The sequence below is a fragment of the Paraplanobispora siamensis genome, from assembly GCF_016863175.1.
In the GTDB taxonomy this organism is placed as follows: Bacteria; Actinomycetota; Actinomycetes; order Streptosporangiales; family Streptosporangiaceae; genus Planobispora; species Planobispora siamensis.
The window spans coordinates 18,569-34,770 of record NZ_BOOJ01000080.1 but is presented as its reverse complement, the minus strand read 5'-3'; the positions used below and the strand labels follow the sequence as shown (position 1 = coordinate 34,770).

The 16,202-nt window shown below is 72.3% G+C and carries 13 protein-coding genes and 2 pseudogenes; 5 read left to right on the top strand and 10 right to left on the bottom strand.

Features of this window, described 5'->3' with window-relative positions:
* Nucleotides 1–87: 87 nt before the first annotated feature.
* From Psi01_RS39345 to Psi01_RS39335, 3 genes are all read right to left on the bottom strand, one after another.
* The gene (locus tag Psi01_RS39345; RefSeq protein ID WP_239128383.1) at nt 88–546 is read right to left on the bottom strand and encodes a carboxymuconolactone decarboxylase family protein; all 459 of its coding nucleotides are present in this window, start codon (nt 544–546) and stop codon (nt 88–90) included.
* Nucleotides 543–1,406 carry an RNA polymerase sigma factor SigJ gene (sigJ, locus tag Psi01_RS39340; protein ID WP_239128382.1) on the bottom strand — a complete coding sequence of 288 codons (864 nt, stop codon included), beginning with the start codon at nt 1,404–1,406 and terminating at the stop codon, nt 543–545. Before sigJ ends, Psi01_RS39345 begins: the two co-directional genes overlap by 4 nt.
* Before the next feature lie 166 nt (nt 1,407–1,572).
* A complete protein-coding gene (locus tag Psi01_RS39335) occupies nt 1,573–2,850 on the bottom strand; it encodes an aspartate aminotransferase type Ic (protein ID WP_204069305.1) in 1,278 nt (425 codons plus the stop codon).
* Nucleotides 2,851–3,008: 158 nt separating this feature from the next.
* Here Psi01_RS39335 and Psi01_RS39330 point away from each other — a divergent pair, with 158 nt between their 5' ends.
* On the top strand, nt 3,009–3,977 hold the full coding sequence (locus Psi01_RS39330) for a DUF4429 domain-containing protein (protein WP_204069281.1): 969 nt from the start codon (nt 3,009–3,011) through the stop codon (nt 3,975–3,977).
* 101 nt (nt 3,978–4,078) lie between these two features.
* Here Psi01_RS39330 and Psi01_RS44740 read toward each other — a convergent pair.
* Both Psi01_RS44740 and Psi01_RS39325 read right to left on the bottom strand, forming a co-directional pair.
* Nucleotides 4,079–4,334, bottom strand: a pseudogene (locus tag Psi01_RS44740) (hypothetical protein); the annotation flags it as partial.
* A 172-nt stretch (nt 4,335–4,506) separates the two neighbouring features.
* The gene (locus Psi01_RS39325; RefSeq protein WP_204069280.1) at nt 4,507–5,481 is read right to left on the bottom strand and encodes an NADP-dependent oxidoreductase; all 975 of its coding nucleotides are present in this window, start codon (nt 5,479–5,481) and stop codon (nt 4,507–4,509) included.
* A gap of 101 nt (nt 5,482–5,582) precedes the next feature.
* On the opposite strand from Psi01_RS39325, the gene Psi01_RS39320 reads away from it, so the two are divergent.
* Nucleotides 5,583–6,167 carry a TetR/AcrR family transcriptional regulator gene (locus tag Psi01_RS39320; RefSeq protein WP_204069279.1) on the top strand — a complete coding sequence of 195 codons (585 nt, stop codon included), beginning with the start codon at nt 5,583–5,585 and terminating at the stop codon, nt 6,165–6,167.
* A 53-nt stretch (nt 6,168–6,220) separates the two neighbouring features.
* Here Psi01_RS39320 and Psi01_RS44735 read toward each other — a convergent pair.
* From Psi01_RS44735 to Psi01_RS39305, 4 genes and pseudogenes are all read right to left on the bottom strand, one after another.
* Nucleotides 6,221–6,349, bottom strand: a pseudogene (locus tag Psi01_RS44735) (IS982 family transposase); the annotation flags it as partial.
* Nucleotides 6,350–6,416: 67 nt separating this feature from the next.
* Nucleotides 6,417–7,121 (bottom strand): HNH endonuclease family protein, encoded by a 705-nt coding sequence (locus Psi01_RS39315; RefSeq protein WP_204069278.1) that lies wholly within the window; start codon nt 7,119–7,121, stop codon nt 6,417–6,419.
* Nucleotides 7,122–7,204: 83 nt separating this feature from the next.
* Nucleotides 7,205–8,173, bottom strand: coding sequence for a magnesium transporter CorA family protein (locus Psi01_RS39310; protein ID WP_204069277.1), 969 nt, complete (start codon nt 8,171–8,173; stop codon nt 7,205–7,207).
* 43 nt (nt 8,174–8,216) lie between these two features.
* A complete protein-coding gene (locus tag Psi01_RS39305) occupies nt 8,217–9,347 on the bottom strand; it encodes an NAD(P)-binding domain-containing protein (protein WP_307819316.1) in 1,131 nt (376 codons plus the stop codon).
* 95 nt (nt 9,348–9,442) lie between these two features.
* Here Psi01_RS39305 and Psi01_RS39300 point away from each other — a divergent pair, with 95 nt between their 5' ends.
* From Psi01_RS39300 to Psi01_RS39290, 3 genes are all read left to right on the top strand, one after another.
* Nucleotides 9,443–9,916, top strand: a complete 474-nt coding sequence (locus Psi01_RS39300; RefSeq protein ID WP_204069276.1) for a hypothetical protein — start codon at nt 9,443–9,445, stop codon at nt 9,914–9,916.
* Between the two features lie 197 nt (nt 9,917–10,113).
* The gene (locus Psi01_RS39295; RefSeq protein ID WP_239128381.1) at nt 10,114–11,322 is read left to right on the top strand and encodes an MFS transporter; all 1,209 of its coding nucleotides are present in this window, start codon (nt 10,114–10,116) and stop codon (nt 11,320–11,322) included.
* Nucleotides 11,323–11,427: 105 nt separating this feature from the next.
* The gene (locus Psi01_RS39290) at nt 11,428–13,713 is read left to right on the top strand and encodes an MMPL family transporter (protein WP_204069275.1); all 2,286 of its coding nucleotides are present in this window, start codon (nt 11,428–11,430) and stop codon (nt 13,711–13,713) included.
* Between the two features lie 72 nt (nt 13,714–13,785).
* Here Psi01_RS39290 and Psi01_RS39285 read toward each other — a convergent pair whose 3' ends face one another.
* Complete coding sequence (locus tag Psi01_RS39285; protein WP_204069274.1) at nt 13,786–16,176, bottom strand: WD40 repeat domain-containing serine/threonine protein kinase; 2,391 nt, start codon at nt 16,174–16,176, stop codon at nt 13,786–13,788.
* Nucleotides 16,177–16,202 lie beyond the last annotated feature (26 nt).

Genomic DNA, 16,202 nt, shown 5'->3' with positions numbered 1-16,202 from the left:
GCCCCGGGTCCGGTGATCCGGACCCGGGGCGGTTCAGGCCCGCCGGGCTCAGCCGGTCCGGGCCCGGGGCGGGTCGGGCCGCCGGGCTCAGGCGTGGCGGTGGGAGCCGGCGACCAGGCGGGTGGTCACGCCGATCCGGTTCCACGCGTTGATCGTGGCGATCGCCACCACCAGCGCGGCCAGTGTCTCCTCGTCGTGGTGCCGCGCCGCCTCCTCCCACACCGCGTCGGGTACGGCCCCGCCCCGGTCGGCCAGCCGGGTGGCCTCCTCGGCCAGGGCGAGCGCGGCCCGCTCGGCGCCGGTGAAGTACGGCGCCTCCCGCCAGGCGGCGACCGCGAAGATCCGCTCGTCGCTCTCCCCGGCCTTCTTCATGTCGTGGGAGTGCATGTCCACGCAGAAGCCGCAGCCGTTGATCTGGCTGGCACGCAGCTTCACCAGCTCCAGCGTGCTGTGCGGCAGGCTGCTCGTGCGCAGGAACCGCTCCAGGCCCTGCATCGCCTTGTACGCCTCCGGGGCGAGCTCCGCGATGTTCATCCGTGGCTTCACTTGAGTCTCCTCAGCTTGTTCGGATTCATCACGATGTCGATCTCGGTGATCCGCCCGCCGGAGACGGTCAGGCTCATCACGCCGACGAGCTCGTCCCCGTGGAACCGGAGCAGCCCCGGACGGCCGTTGACCGTCGAGGGACGCAGCCGGTGCCGGGCGCCGAAGCGCTCGGCCGTACCGACGACGAAACGGGCGACCTTCGCCGCGCCGAAGATCGGCCGCCGGGCCGCCCGCACGACTCCGCCGCCGTCGCTGACCAGCACCACGTCCGGATCGAGCAGCGCCAGCAGGGCGTCCATGTTCCGCCCGCCCGTCGCCTCGGCGAAGGCGTCCACCACCTTGCGGTGCTCGACCGTGTCCACGTCGAACCGGGGGGCGCGCGCCGAGACGTGCTTCCTGGCCCGGGCCGCGAGCTGACGGCAGGCCGCGGGGGTGCGCCCCACGGCCCGGCCCACCTCGGCGAAGGAGAGGCCGAACACGTCGTGCAGGACGAACGCGGTGCGCTCGGCCGGGCTGAGCGACTCCAGCACGACCAGCATGGCCATGCTCATCGACTCGTCCAGCGTCACGCGTTCCGCCGGGTCCCCGCCCTCCACGACCGGCTCGGGCAGCCACGGTCCCACGTACTCCTCCCGGCGCACGCGGGCCGAGCGCAGCACGTCCAGAGCGAGCCGGGAGACCGTGACCACCAGCCATCCGGTGATGTCGCGGATCTGCGCCCGGTCGGCGTGGACCAGGCGCAGCCAGGCGTCCTGCACCACGTCGTCGGCCTCGTCCACGCTGCCGAGCAGGCCGTAGGCCACCCCCACCAGCCGGGGCCGGATGGCGGTGAACTCCGCGGCGAGCGCCTCGTCGCTCACACGGGGCCTCCCGTCGTCCACGCGAAGCCCCCCGTCGTCCACGCGAAGCCCCTCGCCGTCCACGCGACGATCGAGATCTTCATCGTTCACGCCATGAGGACGAGACGACCCCGCGTTGTGTGACATCCGGTTCCATCGGGAGCGGAGGCCGTACGCGCGGAGGCGGTTACCGGGCGTCCGCCAGCAGCTTCTCCGTCGCCACGAGGCGCACGCAGACGGTCAGGCCGGTGATGGCCTGCTCCAGCTCCTCCAGGCTCGGGTAGCTGGGCGCGATGCGGATGTTGCTGTCGCGGGGGTCCTTGCCGTAGGGGTGGGTGGCGCCGGCCGGGGTCAGGGCGATGCCCGCCTCGGCGGCGCGGCGCCCCACCTCGCGGGCGCAGCCCTCCAGCACGTCGAGGCTGACGAAGTAGCCGCCCGCCGGGGTGGACCAGGAGGCCAGCCCGGTCCCGCCCAGTTCCTTGGACAGGATCGCCTCGACCGCGTCGAACTTCGGCCGCAGCAGCTCGCGGTGACGGCGCATGTGCTCCAGCACCCCGGCCTCGTCACGGAGGAACTCCACGTGGCGGAGCTGGTTGATCTTGTCGGGGCCGATGGTGCTCTTGCCCAGGTGACCGAGGAACCAGGCCACGTTGGCCGGGGACGAGCCGAAGAAGGACACCCCGGCGCCGGCGAAGGTGATCTTCGAGGTGGAGCCGAAGACGAAGGGCCGGTCGGGGTTGCCGTTCTCGGCGCACAGCGCCAGCACGTCGGCGATCTCGACGGGGGTGTCGGTCAGGTGGTGGACGGCGTAGGCGTTGTCCCAGAAGATCCGGAAGTCCGGGGCGGCGGTCGGCATGGCGGCCAGGCGGCGCACGGTCTCGTCGCTGTAGCAGACGCCGTCCGGGTTGCTGTACTTGGGCACGCACCAGATGCCCTTGATCTGGGCGTCCTCGGCGACCAGGCGCTCCACGACGTCCATGTCGGGCCCCTCGGCGGTCATCGGCACCGAGATGAGCTCGATGCCGAAGCGCTCGCACAGGGCGAAGTGCCGGTCGTAGCCGGGGACCGGGCACAGGAACGCGATCCGGGGCTCGTCCGCCCAGCGGCGGGCGGCGCCCGGCAGCGGGCTGAGCAGCGCGTGGACGACGCTGTCGTGCATGAACGTGAGGCTGGAGTTCCCTCCGGCGACCAGCTGCGCCGCCGGGACCTGGAGCGGGCCGCTGAAGATCTCGCGGATCTCGGCGAGGCCCTGCACCCCGCCGTAGTTGCGGGTGTCGGTCCCGTCGGCCGCGTGGTGGCCCTTCACCGGCAGCGTCAGCAGCTCGGCGGACAGGTCGAGCTGGGCCGGGGACGGCTTGCCCCGGGTGAGGTCGAGGGACAGGCCGCGCCGTACCAGCTCGTCGTAGTCGCGGAGAGCACGGTCGCGCAGGACGGCCAGCTCGTCGCCGCTCAGGGCCGAGGAGATGGCAGAGGCCGAAGAGGTCACGGGTGTTCCTTCGCCGCGGGATCGGGGTTCGCTCCGAAGGATAGAAGACCCGCCCGGTCGCCGCCGGACCCGCCCCTCCGCGCCGGACCCGGGGTCCGGGGCGGAGCCGGACACCGGAAGCCGCATAGGATCGGATCATGGCTGAGGTCATGGGGCGCGACGGGGCGTGGACGTTCGACGGGGAGATCGTACGGATCGTGCCCGGCCGCGACAGAGGGGTCAACAAGCTACGGCAGCTGATGGGAGAGGTGACCGTCCCGCTGGCCGCGGTGGCCGGGATCTCCTACGAGCCCGGCAAGAAGGGCGGGCGGCTCCGGCTGCGCCTGCGTGAGGGCGCCGATCCCTTCACCCAGGCCGCGGGCGGCCGGATCTCCGAGGCGGCCGATCCCTACCAGATGACCGTCGACCCCGACCGGGGCGGGGCGGCCGAGTATCTCGTGGACGAGGTCCGCAACGCCCTGATCATCGAGCAGGTGCCGTCCGGCCCCGCCGACCGCTATCTGATGCCGGGCCCGGACGTGCCGCGGACGGTGGCGGCCGGCGACGGGACGGCCACCTTCGACGGCGAGACGATCCGCATCCAGTGGAACTGGGCGGTGGAGGGCTCGAAGAAGGAGGCCGGGCCGCAGCAGTTCACGCTGAAGGACCTGACGGGCGTGGAGTGGATCCCCGCCGCCGGCCTGGAGAACGGCCATGTCCGTTTCCACGTCAGGGGCTCGGCCCACAATCTCGCTCCCAAGCTGGCCCCCAAGCACGACCCGCACTGCCTGGTGCTGTGGGGTCTGGAGAAGGAGACCCGCACCACCGCCCTGTTCCTGGCGGCCATCCTCGCCCGGCTGCCGCACCCGTCGGCCCCCGATCCCGCGGAGACCCCGGCCGTCCCCTCCCCCGAGAGGGTCACGGAGAGGGCCGCGGAGCGAGCCGCGGGGAGGACCGCGGAGGGGACCGCCGGGGCCGCTCCGGAGTCCGCCCCTCCCGCCGCGGAGACGGCCGACCACGACGCGCTCCTGCGGCGCCTGCGCGAGCTCGGTGAACTGCACCGGGAGGGCGTGCTCACCGAGGAGGAGTTCACCGTGGCCAAGCAGGCGATCCTGCGACGTTTCTGACGGGCGTCACCATCGCCGCTACGAGTGCGGCAAAGACGGCTACGGCGAGCCGAACGCCAGCCGCTCTAGACGAATAAGTCCGAAGTCCGGTCAGTGATCGTAAGCGACAGCGCGGCGCGCAGGCGCTTGGTGTAGCCGGACTGGCCGGGCAGGTCGGCAAAGGCGCCCGGCAGATGCGCCGGGACAAGCGCAGCCAGCGGGCCTCGGAGGCGATGCCCAGCGGCGCCTGGGCGATCCAGGGAGCAGTTCGGCGTCGGTCAGTCGCGGTGGGCGCCCCGGTCGTGCTGGGCGCTCGAGCCCGTCGTCGATCCTGACATCCGGTGCGGTCGCAAAGGGTGGTGAGGGTGTCGGTCGCACCTCGCTCCTCGACACCCTTCGTCATGTGCGCTCTGGCGTGACGGCCAGGCTCGGCCGCCGTGCGGCGCGGCGTGGGCGGGCAGCACCCGGCCCAGCGGGGACACGCCTCACGGGTGGGCTCGTCCGCCCGGTACGCATCGCCGTACTGCTCTCCGCTTCAGGACTTGCTCACCTAGGACGCCACCCGCAATATGATCTTTCCCTGGACGTGCCCCCGCTCCGCCCGCTCGTGGGCCCCGGCCGCGTCCCGCAGGGGATAGACGCTGTCGACGCCGACCCGCAGCCGGCCCTCCCCGAGCAGCCGGGCCAGCTCGCCCATCTGCCGGCCGTCCGAGTGCACCTGCCCTCGCACGTGCCGGATGCCCCGCCTGGCGGCCTCCTCCAGCCGGTAGTCACCGAGGAAGACAGGAGTGATCGTGCCACCGTCCTTGAGCACGGCCAGGAAGCGGTGCGCGCCGGGACCGCCGACGCAGTCGATCACGTGGTCGACGTCCCTCACGACGTCCTCGGCCGCGACGGCGGTGTAGTCGACGAACTCGTCCACCGCCAGTTCCTTGAGGAAGGCGGCGTGCCGGCCGGACGCCACGCCGATCACATGGGCATCGGCGTCCTTGGCGAGCTGTACGGCGAAATGGCCCACCCCGCCGGCGGCCCCGTTGACCAGCACCCGGTCGCCGGGCCGAGGCTTGATCAGGTCGAACAGGAACTGGTACGCGGTCAGCCCCGCCATAGGCACCCCGGCCGCGTGCACGTGGTCCACGGACGCCGGTTTGCGGGCGAGGTGACCGGCCGGGGAGGTGGTGTACTCGGCGTACCCCCGCCCGCCGCGCCCGGGGTCCGAGGGGAACCGGACGAGCCCGAACACCTCGTCGCCCACCTGCCATTCCGTGACACCGGGACCGAGCGCGGCCACGACGCCGGACACGTCGGACCCCGGCAGGTGGGGGAGGGCGAGGCGCGGGCGGAGGCTCTCGGGGATGTTGGCGTAGCCGAGGCGGGCGTATCGGTCCGGCGGGTTGAACGCGGCGGCGTGGACGCGGATCAGCACCTCGCCGGGGCCCGGCTCGGGCCGGCCGATCTCCTCGTATGTCAGGACCCCCGGGCCGCCGAAGGCGTGCAGGCGTACGGCGTGCATGGTCGCGGACATGGGCGTCTCCCTGCATGGTGGACGACTCGACTAAAATGCGGAGCAGCGCTCCGGATCATAATCGGAGCAGTGCTCCGTTTGTCAAGACGAAGGCCGCAAGCATGCCCGAAACCCCTGCCCCGACAGCCGACCGCGCGCCCCGCGCCGACGCCCGCCGCAACCGGGAACGCCTGCTCGCCGTGGCCCGGGTCGTGGTGGCCGAGCAGGGCACCGACGCCTCGCTGCGCGACATCGCCCGCCGCGCCGAAGTCGGCCTGGGCACCCTCTACCGCCACTTCCCGACCCGTGAAGCGCTCCTGGAGTCTCTGCTGCGGGACCGTTTCGACACTCTCGCCGCCCGTGCCGAGACCCTCGCCTCCGACGCTCCGCCGTACGAGGCGCTGACGACGTGGCTGCGCGAGTTCGTCGAGGGCGCCCGCGCCTACCGGGGCCTGGCGGCCTCGATGATGGCCACCGTCAACGATGAGACGTCACCGCTGTCCGCGTCCTGTCACACCATGCGCGCCGCGGTCGGCCGCCTGCTGGAACGCGCCCAGGCGGCGGGCCGCGTCCGCGCGGACATCGACCGCACCGACCTGTTCGCCCTCGCCAACGCCCTGAGCTGGATCACCGACCAGGCCCCGTCCCTGGAGGAACGGCGCGACCACTTGTTCGCCCTCGTCCTGGACGGCCTCGCACCCCGATGACCCGAATGTCAGACACCCTGTAGGCCCTCTGGACGAGTAAGTGCGAAGTCCGGTCAGTGGTCGTAGGCGATCAACGACCGGGTGACAGACTGGCCGGTGGCGCGGTTGTGCCGGATCGCCGCGGTCGACGCCGGGATCCACTGGGCGATGCGGGCGGCAACGCAGGTCGGGCTGCGTCCGCCGCCACGGGTGGGCTCACCCGCTTGACCCGCACTGCCGTACCCGCTTCCAGCTTCAGGACCTACTCGTCTAACGGCACTGGGACAGCATGACGGCTTTGTCGGCCCGGGTCACCGGCAGGTCGTACTTCAGCGCGACCTGGGCGAAGCGCACGACATAGGCGCAGCGGACCTTCCGCCACGGCGGGAGCCACTTCGCCGGTCCCGACCCGCCCTTGTCCTCGTTGACGGCGCCTTCGACGGGCATGAGGTTGAGCGGGTCGTTGGCGATCCGCGCCCGTTTGGACGGGGTCCACCGGGAGGCGCCCATCCGCCACTCGTAGGACAGCGGGACGACGTGGTCGACCTGGACCTCGTCCGCCCGCCGCTTGCTCCACCGCAGGGTCCTGCCGGTGTAGGGGTCGCGCAGGTCCATCGCGACCACGACGCACCCGGATCCGCCGCGGTACTCGATGTTCTCCCCGTCCCTGGCGAGCAGGTCGTCGCGGGTGCGGCAGCCGTTGCGGGCGTACGGCACGCCGGTGGCGGTGTCCGCCCAGTTCTTGCCGAACCGGGCTCGGCTGTAACCGGCCTTCGACCCCATCCGGGCCACCCTCAGCCTGCCGATCAGCCGCCTGGCCTCGCTCCTGTCCCCGGCGGTGACCGGCGCCAGCCCCGGCCTGACCCCCTCGGGGTTGTCCAGCGGCGCCACCCTGGCCCCGACGTCCTCCCGGGTCGTCAGCGAGAACATCACCAGAGCTCCCAGCAGAGCGAAGGCAACCCCCCGCACGCTCACCCACGCCTCCACAGGGTAAAACGGCCCAGATTTGACTCATTCCCGCGATCGGCTTGGTTGACACCGGGCCCCGGGCCGGGCGCCTACAGCCAGTCGCGTTTCTTGAAGGCACGGTAGAGCAGAAGGCCGCCCAGGATGATCAGAATCGTCGAGGACCAGAATCCGAGCGGCTCGCCTGAGCCGGGATAGGGCACGTTCTGCCCGTAGAAACCGGTGATCAGGGTGGGGACCGCGATGATGGCCGCCCAGCTGGTGACCTTCTTCATGATCTCGTTGAGCTTGAAGCCCTGCTGGTTCTGGTGGGCCTCGCGGATGTTGCCCACCAGCTCCCGCAGCGAGTCGGTCCACTCGGCGGCGCGCAGGGTGTGGTCGTAGACGTCCTGGTAGTACGGCATCAGCGCGGGGTCGATCATCTCGGCGCCGCGGCGGATCAGCCCGCCGACGATCTCGCGCACCGGCAGCGCCAGCCGGCGGAACCGGAGCAGGTTCTTGCGCAGGGTGAAGGTCTCGCGGTGCCGGCTGCGCAGGTCCACCGCTCCCCCGTCGAAGAGCTCGTCCTCCAGCGCCTCGAGCTGGGCGTCCAGCGGCTGCAGCACCTCGAAGTAGCCGTCCACGACGTGGTCGAGCAGTCCGTGCAGCAGGTAGGCCACGCCGTACCTGGCCATCTCCGGGTCGGCGTCCCAGCGCCTGAGCACCTCGTCGATGTCGAAGTCCGCGCTCGACCGCACCGTGACGAGGGCGTTCCCCGTCACGAACAGCGAGAGCTCGACGAACTCGATCTCTCCATTCACCAGCTCGGCGGCGTAGACCGTGATGAACAGGTGGCCGTCGTAGGCGTCCACCTTCGGCCGCTGGCGGTCGTGGAGCGCGTCCTCGACGGCCAGCTCGTGCAGGCCGAGCTCTTCGCTGATCTTGGCCAGGTCCCCGTCCGCGGGCTCGCAGAGGTCGAACCAGACGACGGCCCCCGGATCGCCGACGCACTCGGAGACGTCGTCGATCGGGAAGTTCTCCTTGACCAGGACGCCGTCCCGGTACAGGCGCGTACGGTCCACCCGGCCAGCCTAGACGCCGCGCGTCAGCGGCGTAAGCCGCCCGTCAGGCGGCCAGGGGCTCGGCCAGCAGGCGGCGGATGTGCCGGGCCGCGGTACGGCCGGCCCGGTTGGCGCCGACGGTGCTGGCGGATGGCCCGTATCCGACCAGGTGCACCCGGGGGTCCCGGACGGCCACGGTGTCCTCGACCCGGATGCCGCCGCCGGGCTCGCGCAGGCGCAGGGGCGCCAGGTGGCCGATGACGGGCCGGAACCCGGTGGCCCACAGGATCGTGTCGGCCTCGACCAGACGGCCTGCACCATCCTGGCCGGCACCATCCTGGCCGGCACCATCCTGGCCGACATCGCCCCGGCCGACGGCGTCCCGGCCGGCGTCGCCCCAGACGACCCCCTCGGGGACGATCCGGTCGAACATCGGCAGCCGGTCCAGGACCCCGGCCGCCATGGCCGCCCTGACCTCGGGGGTCAGCGGATAGCCCGTCGCGCCGACCACGCTGCCCGGCGGGAGCCCGGCGCGCACACGGGCGTCCACCCGGGCGACGGCCGCGCGGCCCGCCTCCTGGTCGAACGGCCCGTCCCGGAAGACCGGGGGCCTGCGGGTGACCCACGCGGTGGACCGGGCCACCTGGGAGATCTCCAGCAGGAGCTGGATCGCCGAGGCCCCGGCGCCGACGACCACGACCCGTTCACCGGCGAAGTCTTCCTTGCGGGTGTAGCCGACGGTGTGCAGCTGCCGCCCGCGGAACGTCTCCTGGCCCGGATAGCGCGGCCAGAAGGGCCGGTCCCAGGTGCCGGTGGCGTTGACCAGGGCGCGCGCGGACCACTCGCCGTCCGAGGAGGCCACCAGCAACCGGCCGTCCCGGCCCTCGCGCACCTCCCGTACCTCGACCGGCCGGCGCACCGGCAGGCCGAAGGCCCGTTCGTAGGCGGCGAAGTACTCGGAGACGACCTCCGACGACGGGCGGCCGGTGTCGGCGACGCCCAGCGGAAGGCCGGGCAGGTCGTGCACGCGGTGCGCGGCGCCCAGGGTCAGGGACGGCCAGCGGAACTGCCAGGCGCCGCCCGGGCGCGGGGACCGGTCGAGCACCACGTGGTCGATCCCGTCCCTGGTCAGGAAGTGGGACGTGGACAGTCCGGCCTGTCCGGCCCCGATCACCACCACGTCGATGTCCGTCACATCCCGTCGAACACGGACGGGCTCACGAATAATCCGGCGCCCCCGGGGCAGCGGACCCCCACGACACAAACACCCGAGGTGAGGTCACGATGATAGTGCTGGGACTTCTCTTGATCGTGCTCGCCGGCGCGGCCGCGATCGCGGTCTCCTGGGACGAGACCGCCGCATCCACCGCCACCGCGTCGTTCACGGTCTTCGACCGCACGGTCCAGTTCACGCAGCTGGAGTTCTTCTTCGCCGGTGTCGCCACCGGAGCGGTCTTCCTGCTCGGTCTCGCTCTCCTGTTCGCCGGCCTGCGCCGTTCCGCGGCGCGGCGCAAGCAGCTGCGGGCCACCCGGATGGAGGCCCGTGACCGCGTCGCCCAGCTGGAGGAGGAGAAGCGCGAGCTTGAGCGCAAGCTCGAGGCCACTCCCACGACTCCGGCTCCGGCTCCGGCCGTGGACCGCGACCGGGACGGCGTCGACGACCGTGACGAGCCGACCGGCCCGCACCCGCGGATCGACGTTCCCCGTCAGTCCAACGACCAGCTCGTGGCCGGCCGCCACCAGCGCACGGTGGACAGCCGGTAGACGCGGATGTAGATGAGCGCAGACAACCGAACAAGGATTTCCGATCTCCGCCGGCACGGTCCGCATCCCGTGCCGGCGGTGTCTTTTCCCCGCGGCTCCCGGGCTGCTCGACGAGTGGTACAGCCAGCCCCCAAATAACCCGAAAAATCACCTTCTATAAACTCCAGAATCATGATCCGATCGAACGGCCGATAGCCGTGCTCCGCCGTACCGGATCACAACCCTGGGACCTCGTCGCCGCCCTGGCCGTCACCTCCACGGTCGGCTACGGCGTGATGTTCTACGCCTTCGCGATCTTCCTCACCCCCGTGGCCCGCGACCTCGGCACGGGCTCCGCGCAGGTCACCGCCGCCCTCACCCTCGCCATCGTGGTCAACGCCGCCGCCGCGCCGCTCGTCGGCAGGCTGCTCGACCGGTACGGCGGGCGCTGGCTCATGACGGGCGGTTCGGTCCTCGGCACCCTCACCGTCCTGGCGTGGTCCCGGGTGGAGAGCCTGCCCGCCCTGTACGCGGTGTTCGCGTGCATGGGGGTGGCCATGGCGCTGACCCTGTACGAACCGGCCTTCGCCGTCGTGGTGAGCTGGTTCGACGGCAGGAGCCGGGCCACGGCGCTGCTCGCGGTGACGGTGGTGGCCGGGTTCGCCACGACGATCTTCTCGCCGCTGGCCGGACTGCTCAACGAGTGGTACGGCTGGCGCCAGGCCCTGGTCGTGCTGGCCGTCGTCCTCGGGGTGGTCACCGTACCGCTGCACCTGCTCGTCGTCAGGCGCGGCCCGGACGACGCGCACCCGCCGAGGACCGGTGCGGTCGGCGAGGCCCTGCGCGACCCCGCGTTCTGGCTGCTGACCGGGGCGTTCGTGGCGCAGAGCGGCGCGGTCTACACCCTCGCCATGCACCTGGTCTCCTACCTGACCTCGCTCGGCCACCCCGGCCCCTTCGCCTCTCTGGTGACCGGCCTGGTCGGCGTGCTCTCCGTGACCGGCCGCCTGGCCACCACCGGCCTGCAACGGCGCTGGCCGGCCGCGACCGTCGCGGCCGTCATGTTCACCGTGCAGGCCGCGGGTGCGGCCCTGCTCCCTGCGCTGGGCGGCACGGCGTCCGGGGCGGTCGCCTGCGTCCTGCTGTTCGGGATCGGGTACGGCGTGGGCACGATCGCCCGCCCGGTGCTGTTCGCCGAGCACTTCGGCGTCGCCGGCTACGGCGCGATCGCGGGCGCGGCCACCCTGCCGATCGCGCTGATGACCGCGCTCGGCCCGCTGGGCGGGGCGGGGCTGGAGCAGACCGCCGGGTACACCTCCGTGATGGTCGCGGTGGCGGTGCTGTGCCTGGTCGCCGCCGTGGCGTTGGTCGTCCACCACCGCCGGGGCCGGGTCGTCCTCCGGAAAAGCCCTACGCCTCAAGGATGACCTTCCCTAACCTCACGGAGGGAGCCGCGACCGGTCACCGGGGACGATGCCCTGGGCGCTTCCGGCTTCTACCTTCGTGAGTAAAAGTGAGCAGGGAGCGGGGAAATGGCACGCCGGAGGAACATCGCCGCCGCAGTGGGCGGCTGGAGCGCGCGCCATCGCTGGGCCGCGCTGCTGGTCTGGGTGGGGTTCGTCGTGGCGGCGACCCTGGCGGGCAACGCGGTCGGCACCAAGGGGATGGAGCCCTGGGAGGACAACAACGGGGAGTCGCGCAAGGCCGCGATGGTCCTGGACGCGGCCGGGTTCCCCGACGTCGCCGGGGAGACGGTGCTGGTCCAGGCCAGGGGCTCCACCGCCCCCGCCGACTTCCGGGCGGTGACGCGGGACGTCAAGGAGGCGGTGCTCGCCACCGGCCTGGTGGAGAAGGTCCGCACGCCGTACGACGCGCAGGAGCCCTCCCCGATCAGCGGGGACCGGCGTTCGGCCCTGGTGACCTTCGACATGAAGGGCGAGGGGAGAACCGCCGAGGAGCGGGTCCAGCCCGTGATCGACGCCGTGGCCGGCGTCCAGCGGGCGCATCCCTCGCTGTGGATCGGCCAGTCGGGCAGGGCGAGCAGCGGCCTCATGCTCGGCGAGGTGCTCGACGACGACCTGATCAGGGCGGAGCTGCTGTCCATCCCCCTGACGTTCGGCATCCTGCTGGCCGCCTTCGGCGCGCTGCTGGCCGCCGTGGTCCCGCTGGTGGTGGCGTTCACCGCCTATCTCGGCTCGATCGGCCTGCTCGCGCTGACCAGCCAGATCCTGCACGTCGACTCGGCCACCACCAACCTCATGCTGCTGATCGGCCTGGCCGTCGGCGTCGACTACTCCCTGTTCTACATCCGCCGCGAGCGTGAGGAGCGTGCCAAGGGCCGGGACAGGGAGCGGGCCCTGGAGATCGCGGCGGCGACCTCCGGGCGGGCGGTGCTGATCTCCGGCGTCACCGTGATCGTCGCCATGGCGGGCATGTTCCTGACCGGCAACGGCATCTTCATCGGCTTCGCCCAGGGCACGATCCTGGTGGTGCTGGTCGCGATGATCGGTTCGATGACCGTGCTCCCCGCGATCCTGTCCCTGATCGGCGACAAGATCGACGCCCGGGTCGTGCACGGCACCGTCCGCAGGCTCACCGGGCGCACCTGGCGGCGGATCCTCGGCGGGCGCGAGGGCGGCGGGCGCGTGTGGAACACCGTCCTCACCGCGGTGCTGCGCCGCCCGGTCGTCTCGGTCCTGCTGGCCGGGGGCCTGCTGACCGGCCTGGCGGTCCCCGCCTTCGATCTGCGCACCGGCGAGCCCGGCACCTCCGACGTGCAGGGCGACCACCCGGTCGTGGAGACCTCCCGCCGGATCAAGGACGCCTTCCCCGGCAACAAGGCCCCGGCCACCATCGTGCTGAAGGCCGACGACGTGACCGCGCCGTACGTCCTCAAGGAGGTCCAGCGCCTGCGGGAGATGGCGATCGGCACCGGCGAGATCGACCCCGCCTTCTTCGGCGTCAGCGCGAACCCGGACAGGACCGTGGGGATCATCCGCCTCGGCCTGAAGGGCGCGGGCCCCTCCGACGAGGTCTCCGAGCACGCCGTGCGCACCCTGCGCGAGCGGGTGGTCCCGCCGACCGTCGGGCTGGTCGCCGAGACCTACGTCTACGGCAGCGTGGCCGGGGTGATGGACTTCAACGCCCAGCTCGGCAGGTCCGTGCCGCTGGTCTTCACCTTCGTCCTGCTGCTGGCCTTCGTGCTGCTGCTGGCGTCGTTCCGGTCACTGGTGGTGGCGGTGACGGCGATCGTGCTGAACCTGCTGTCGGTGGCCGCGGCGTACGGCGTGCTGGTCGTGGTCTTCCAGTACGGCTGGGGCGAGAGCCTGCTGAACTTCGAGTCGACCGGCTCGATCGTGAGCTGGCTGCCGCTGTTCCTGTTCGTGATCCTCTTCGGGCTCTCGATGGACTACCACGTGTTCATCCTGAGCCGGATCCGCGAGGCCTTCGACCGGGGCATGCCCACCGAGCAGGCGGTGACCCACGGGATCAGGACGACCGCCGGGGTGGTGAGCAGCGCGGCGTTCATCATGGTCGGGGTGTTCGCGATCTTCGGCACGATGTCGCTGCTCTCCTTCAAGGAGATGGGCATCGGCCTGGCCGCGGCCATCCTGATCGACGCCACGGTCGTCAGGGCGGTCCTGCTGCCGGCGACCATGCGGCTGCTGGGCGAGGCCAACTGGTACCTGCCGCGCTGGCTGGACTGGCTGCCGACGCTGGAGCACGGGTCCGGCGAGGACGACGCTCCGGGCGGTCCGGACGACCCCGACGACCCGGACGCCGTACCCGCCGGGCGGACGCCGGTCGCCGTCGGCTGACCCGGCCGCCGCACCGCCTGACCGCGCGGGCGACGGGGGCGCGGTCAGGCGGTGCGCTTCGTGCCGTGGCGGTCAGGCGGTGCGCAGGCCGCCGACGTCGTACAGCAGCACGTCGTTCCCCAAGGCCACCGCCAGGACGAGCCCGTTGCCGCTGAAGGCCACGTTCTGGATCTGCCCCTGGTCCAGGGGCTGGCGGAACTCGCGCCGGGTGGCGACGTCCCACAGCCGGACGCCCTCCTTGTCGGTCGCGGCGGCGAGGAGGGTCCCGTCGGGGCTGACGGCCATGGCGTTGATCGTCGACTTCGCCCCCTTGAAGGTCTCCTTCTTCGCCTTGCGGGAGGAGACGTCCCACAGCCGCACGACCCTGTCGTATCCCGCGCTCGCCAGGGTCTTCCCGTCGTCGAGGAACACGACGGCGTTGACCTCCTCGGTGTGCCCCTTCAGCGGACCGCCGACCGCCGTGCCGCCGGAGGTGCGCCAGAACCGGACCGTACGGTCCCATCCCGCGGTGGCCAGCAGCCTCCCGTCGGGGCTGAAGGCCGCGTTCTTGACCAGCTCCTCGTGACGCATGGAGGCGCCCGCCTGCCTGCGGTTGGAGGTCTTCCACAGCCGGACCCACTCGAACCCGCTGCCGGTGACGAACTGCCCGCCGTCGGGACTGAACCTGACGAAGACTGAGCCGATCACGGACTTCGACACTCTGCGCTTGGAGCCGAGGTCCCACACGTGCGTCTCGGTGTCGCTCACCCCGCCGACGCTGATCAGGGTCCGGCCGTCCGGGCTCAGCGCCAGGCCCTCGACGTAGAACTTCCTGTCCTTGAGCTCCCCGATCGACTTGCCGGAGGGCACCTCCCACAACCGGATCCTGCCGTCCCAGCATCCGGCGGCCACCGTACGGCCGTCGGCGGAGATCGCCAGGCCCTGCACCAGCTCGCCGTTGCCGAGCACCAGCGGCTGGCCCCCGGAGGTGGTGATCAGCGCGGACGCGCTCGGGGTGGCCGTCGGGGTGGCCGTGGGCGACGTCGGGGAGGCCGACGGTCCCGACGTCTGCGAAGTAGCCGAGGAGGTGCTCCCGGTCCCGGTGCTCCCCGTCCCCGTGCTCCGGTCGGGCGAGCTCCCGACCGTGCCGCTCCGGTCGTCCAGGTACCGGGGGACCAGCACCGCGGCCGCCGCCACCGCCCCGGTGGCCAGCGCGGCCCCGCCGATCAGCAGGCTCCGCCGGGAGATCCCGCCCCCGCCGGGAGGCGGCCCGAACTGCCCGCCGGACGGATGGGTGTGGGGCGGCCCGCCCCACGGGCCCGTGGAGGGTTGCGGCGCGTGGAACTGCCCGCCGGACGGATCGGTCGGCGGCGCGTGGAATCGGCCGCCGGACGGATCGGTGTGCGGCGGTGCCGGGTGGAACTGGCCGCCGGGCGGATAGGCGGGCGGGGCCGTACCGGACGGGCCGCCGGGCACGCCGGCGGCGGGTGACGGCATCGGGAAGGACCCGCTGGAGGGGTCGGCGGAGGACGGTCCGGCGTTGGACCGTTCCCGGACCGGCGGCCCGGCCGGTGGGACATCCCGCGACGGCGTGCCGGGGACGGACGGCTGCGCCATCCCCATGGCCGTGCTGAGCAGGTCGTTCACGGGCATCGCCGTACCGGGACGCGCCGCGCCCCTGCCGGTGATGAGCTCGAGCAGGACCTCCTCGGCCGTGGGGCGCCGCTCGGGCGTCTTGGCCAGGCACCGGCCGGCGATCTCCCGCAGGCCGTCGGGCAGGCCGGTGAGGTCGCACTCCTGGTGGAGGATCCGGTACACCAGGGCCGCGATGGCGACGTCACGGCCGAACGGCGCCCTCCCCGTCCCGGCGAACAGGATGGTGCCGGCCCAGCTGAACATGTCCGAGGGCGGGCCCACGTCGTCCCCGGAGAGCTGCTCCGGTGACATGTACGGCGGGGTGCCGACCACGCTGGCGGAGGTGGCGGTCATGTTCACGCTGCGGGCGATGCCGAAGTCGACCACCCGCGGCCCGTCCGGGCCGAGCAGCACGTTGGCGGGCTTGAAGTCGCGGTGGACGATCCCGGCGCGGTGGATCGCCGCCAGGGCGGTGGCCGTGCCGACCGCCAGCCGTTCCAGGTCGCGCGGGTCGAGCGGCCCGCGCGAGGCGACCCGCTGCTCCAGGGACTCGCCCTCGATGAACTCGCTCACCACGTACGGCTGATCGCCCGCCACGCCGACGTCCAGAATGGGCGCGGTGCAGAACTGGGGCACCTGGCGGGCCGCCTCCACCTCGCGCAGGAAGCGCCTGCGGTTCTTGGGATCACCGGCGACGTGGCCGTGCAGGACCTTGACCGCCACCCGTGTCCCCGAAGACGACTCTCCGAGGTACACGACTCCCTGCCCGCCCTGCCCCACCCGCCCGAGCAGGCGGTAGTCCCCCAGAAGTGCGGGCTCGTCCGGGCGCAGCGGACGCGGTTCGGACACGTGTGCCTCCCGACTCGATCATGTCC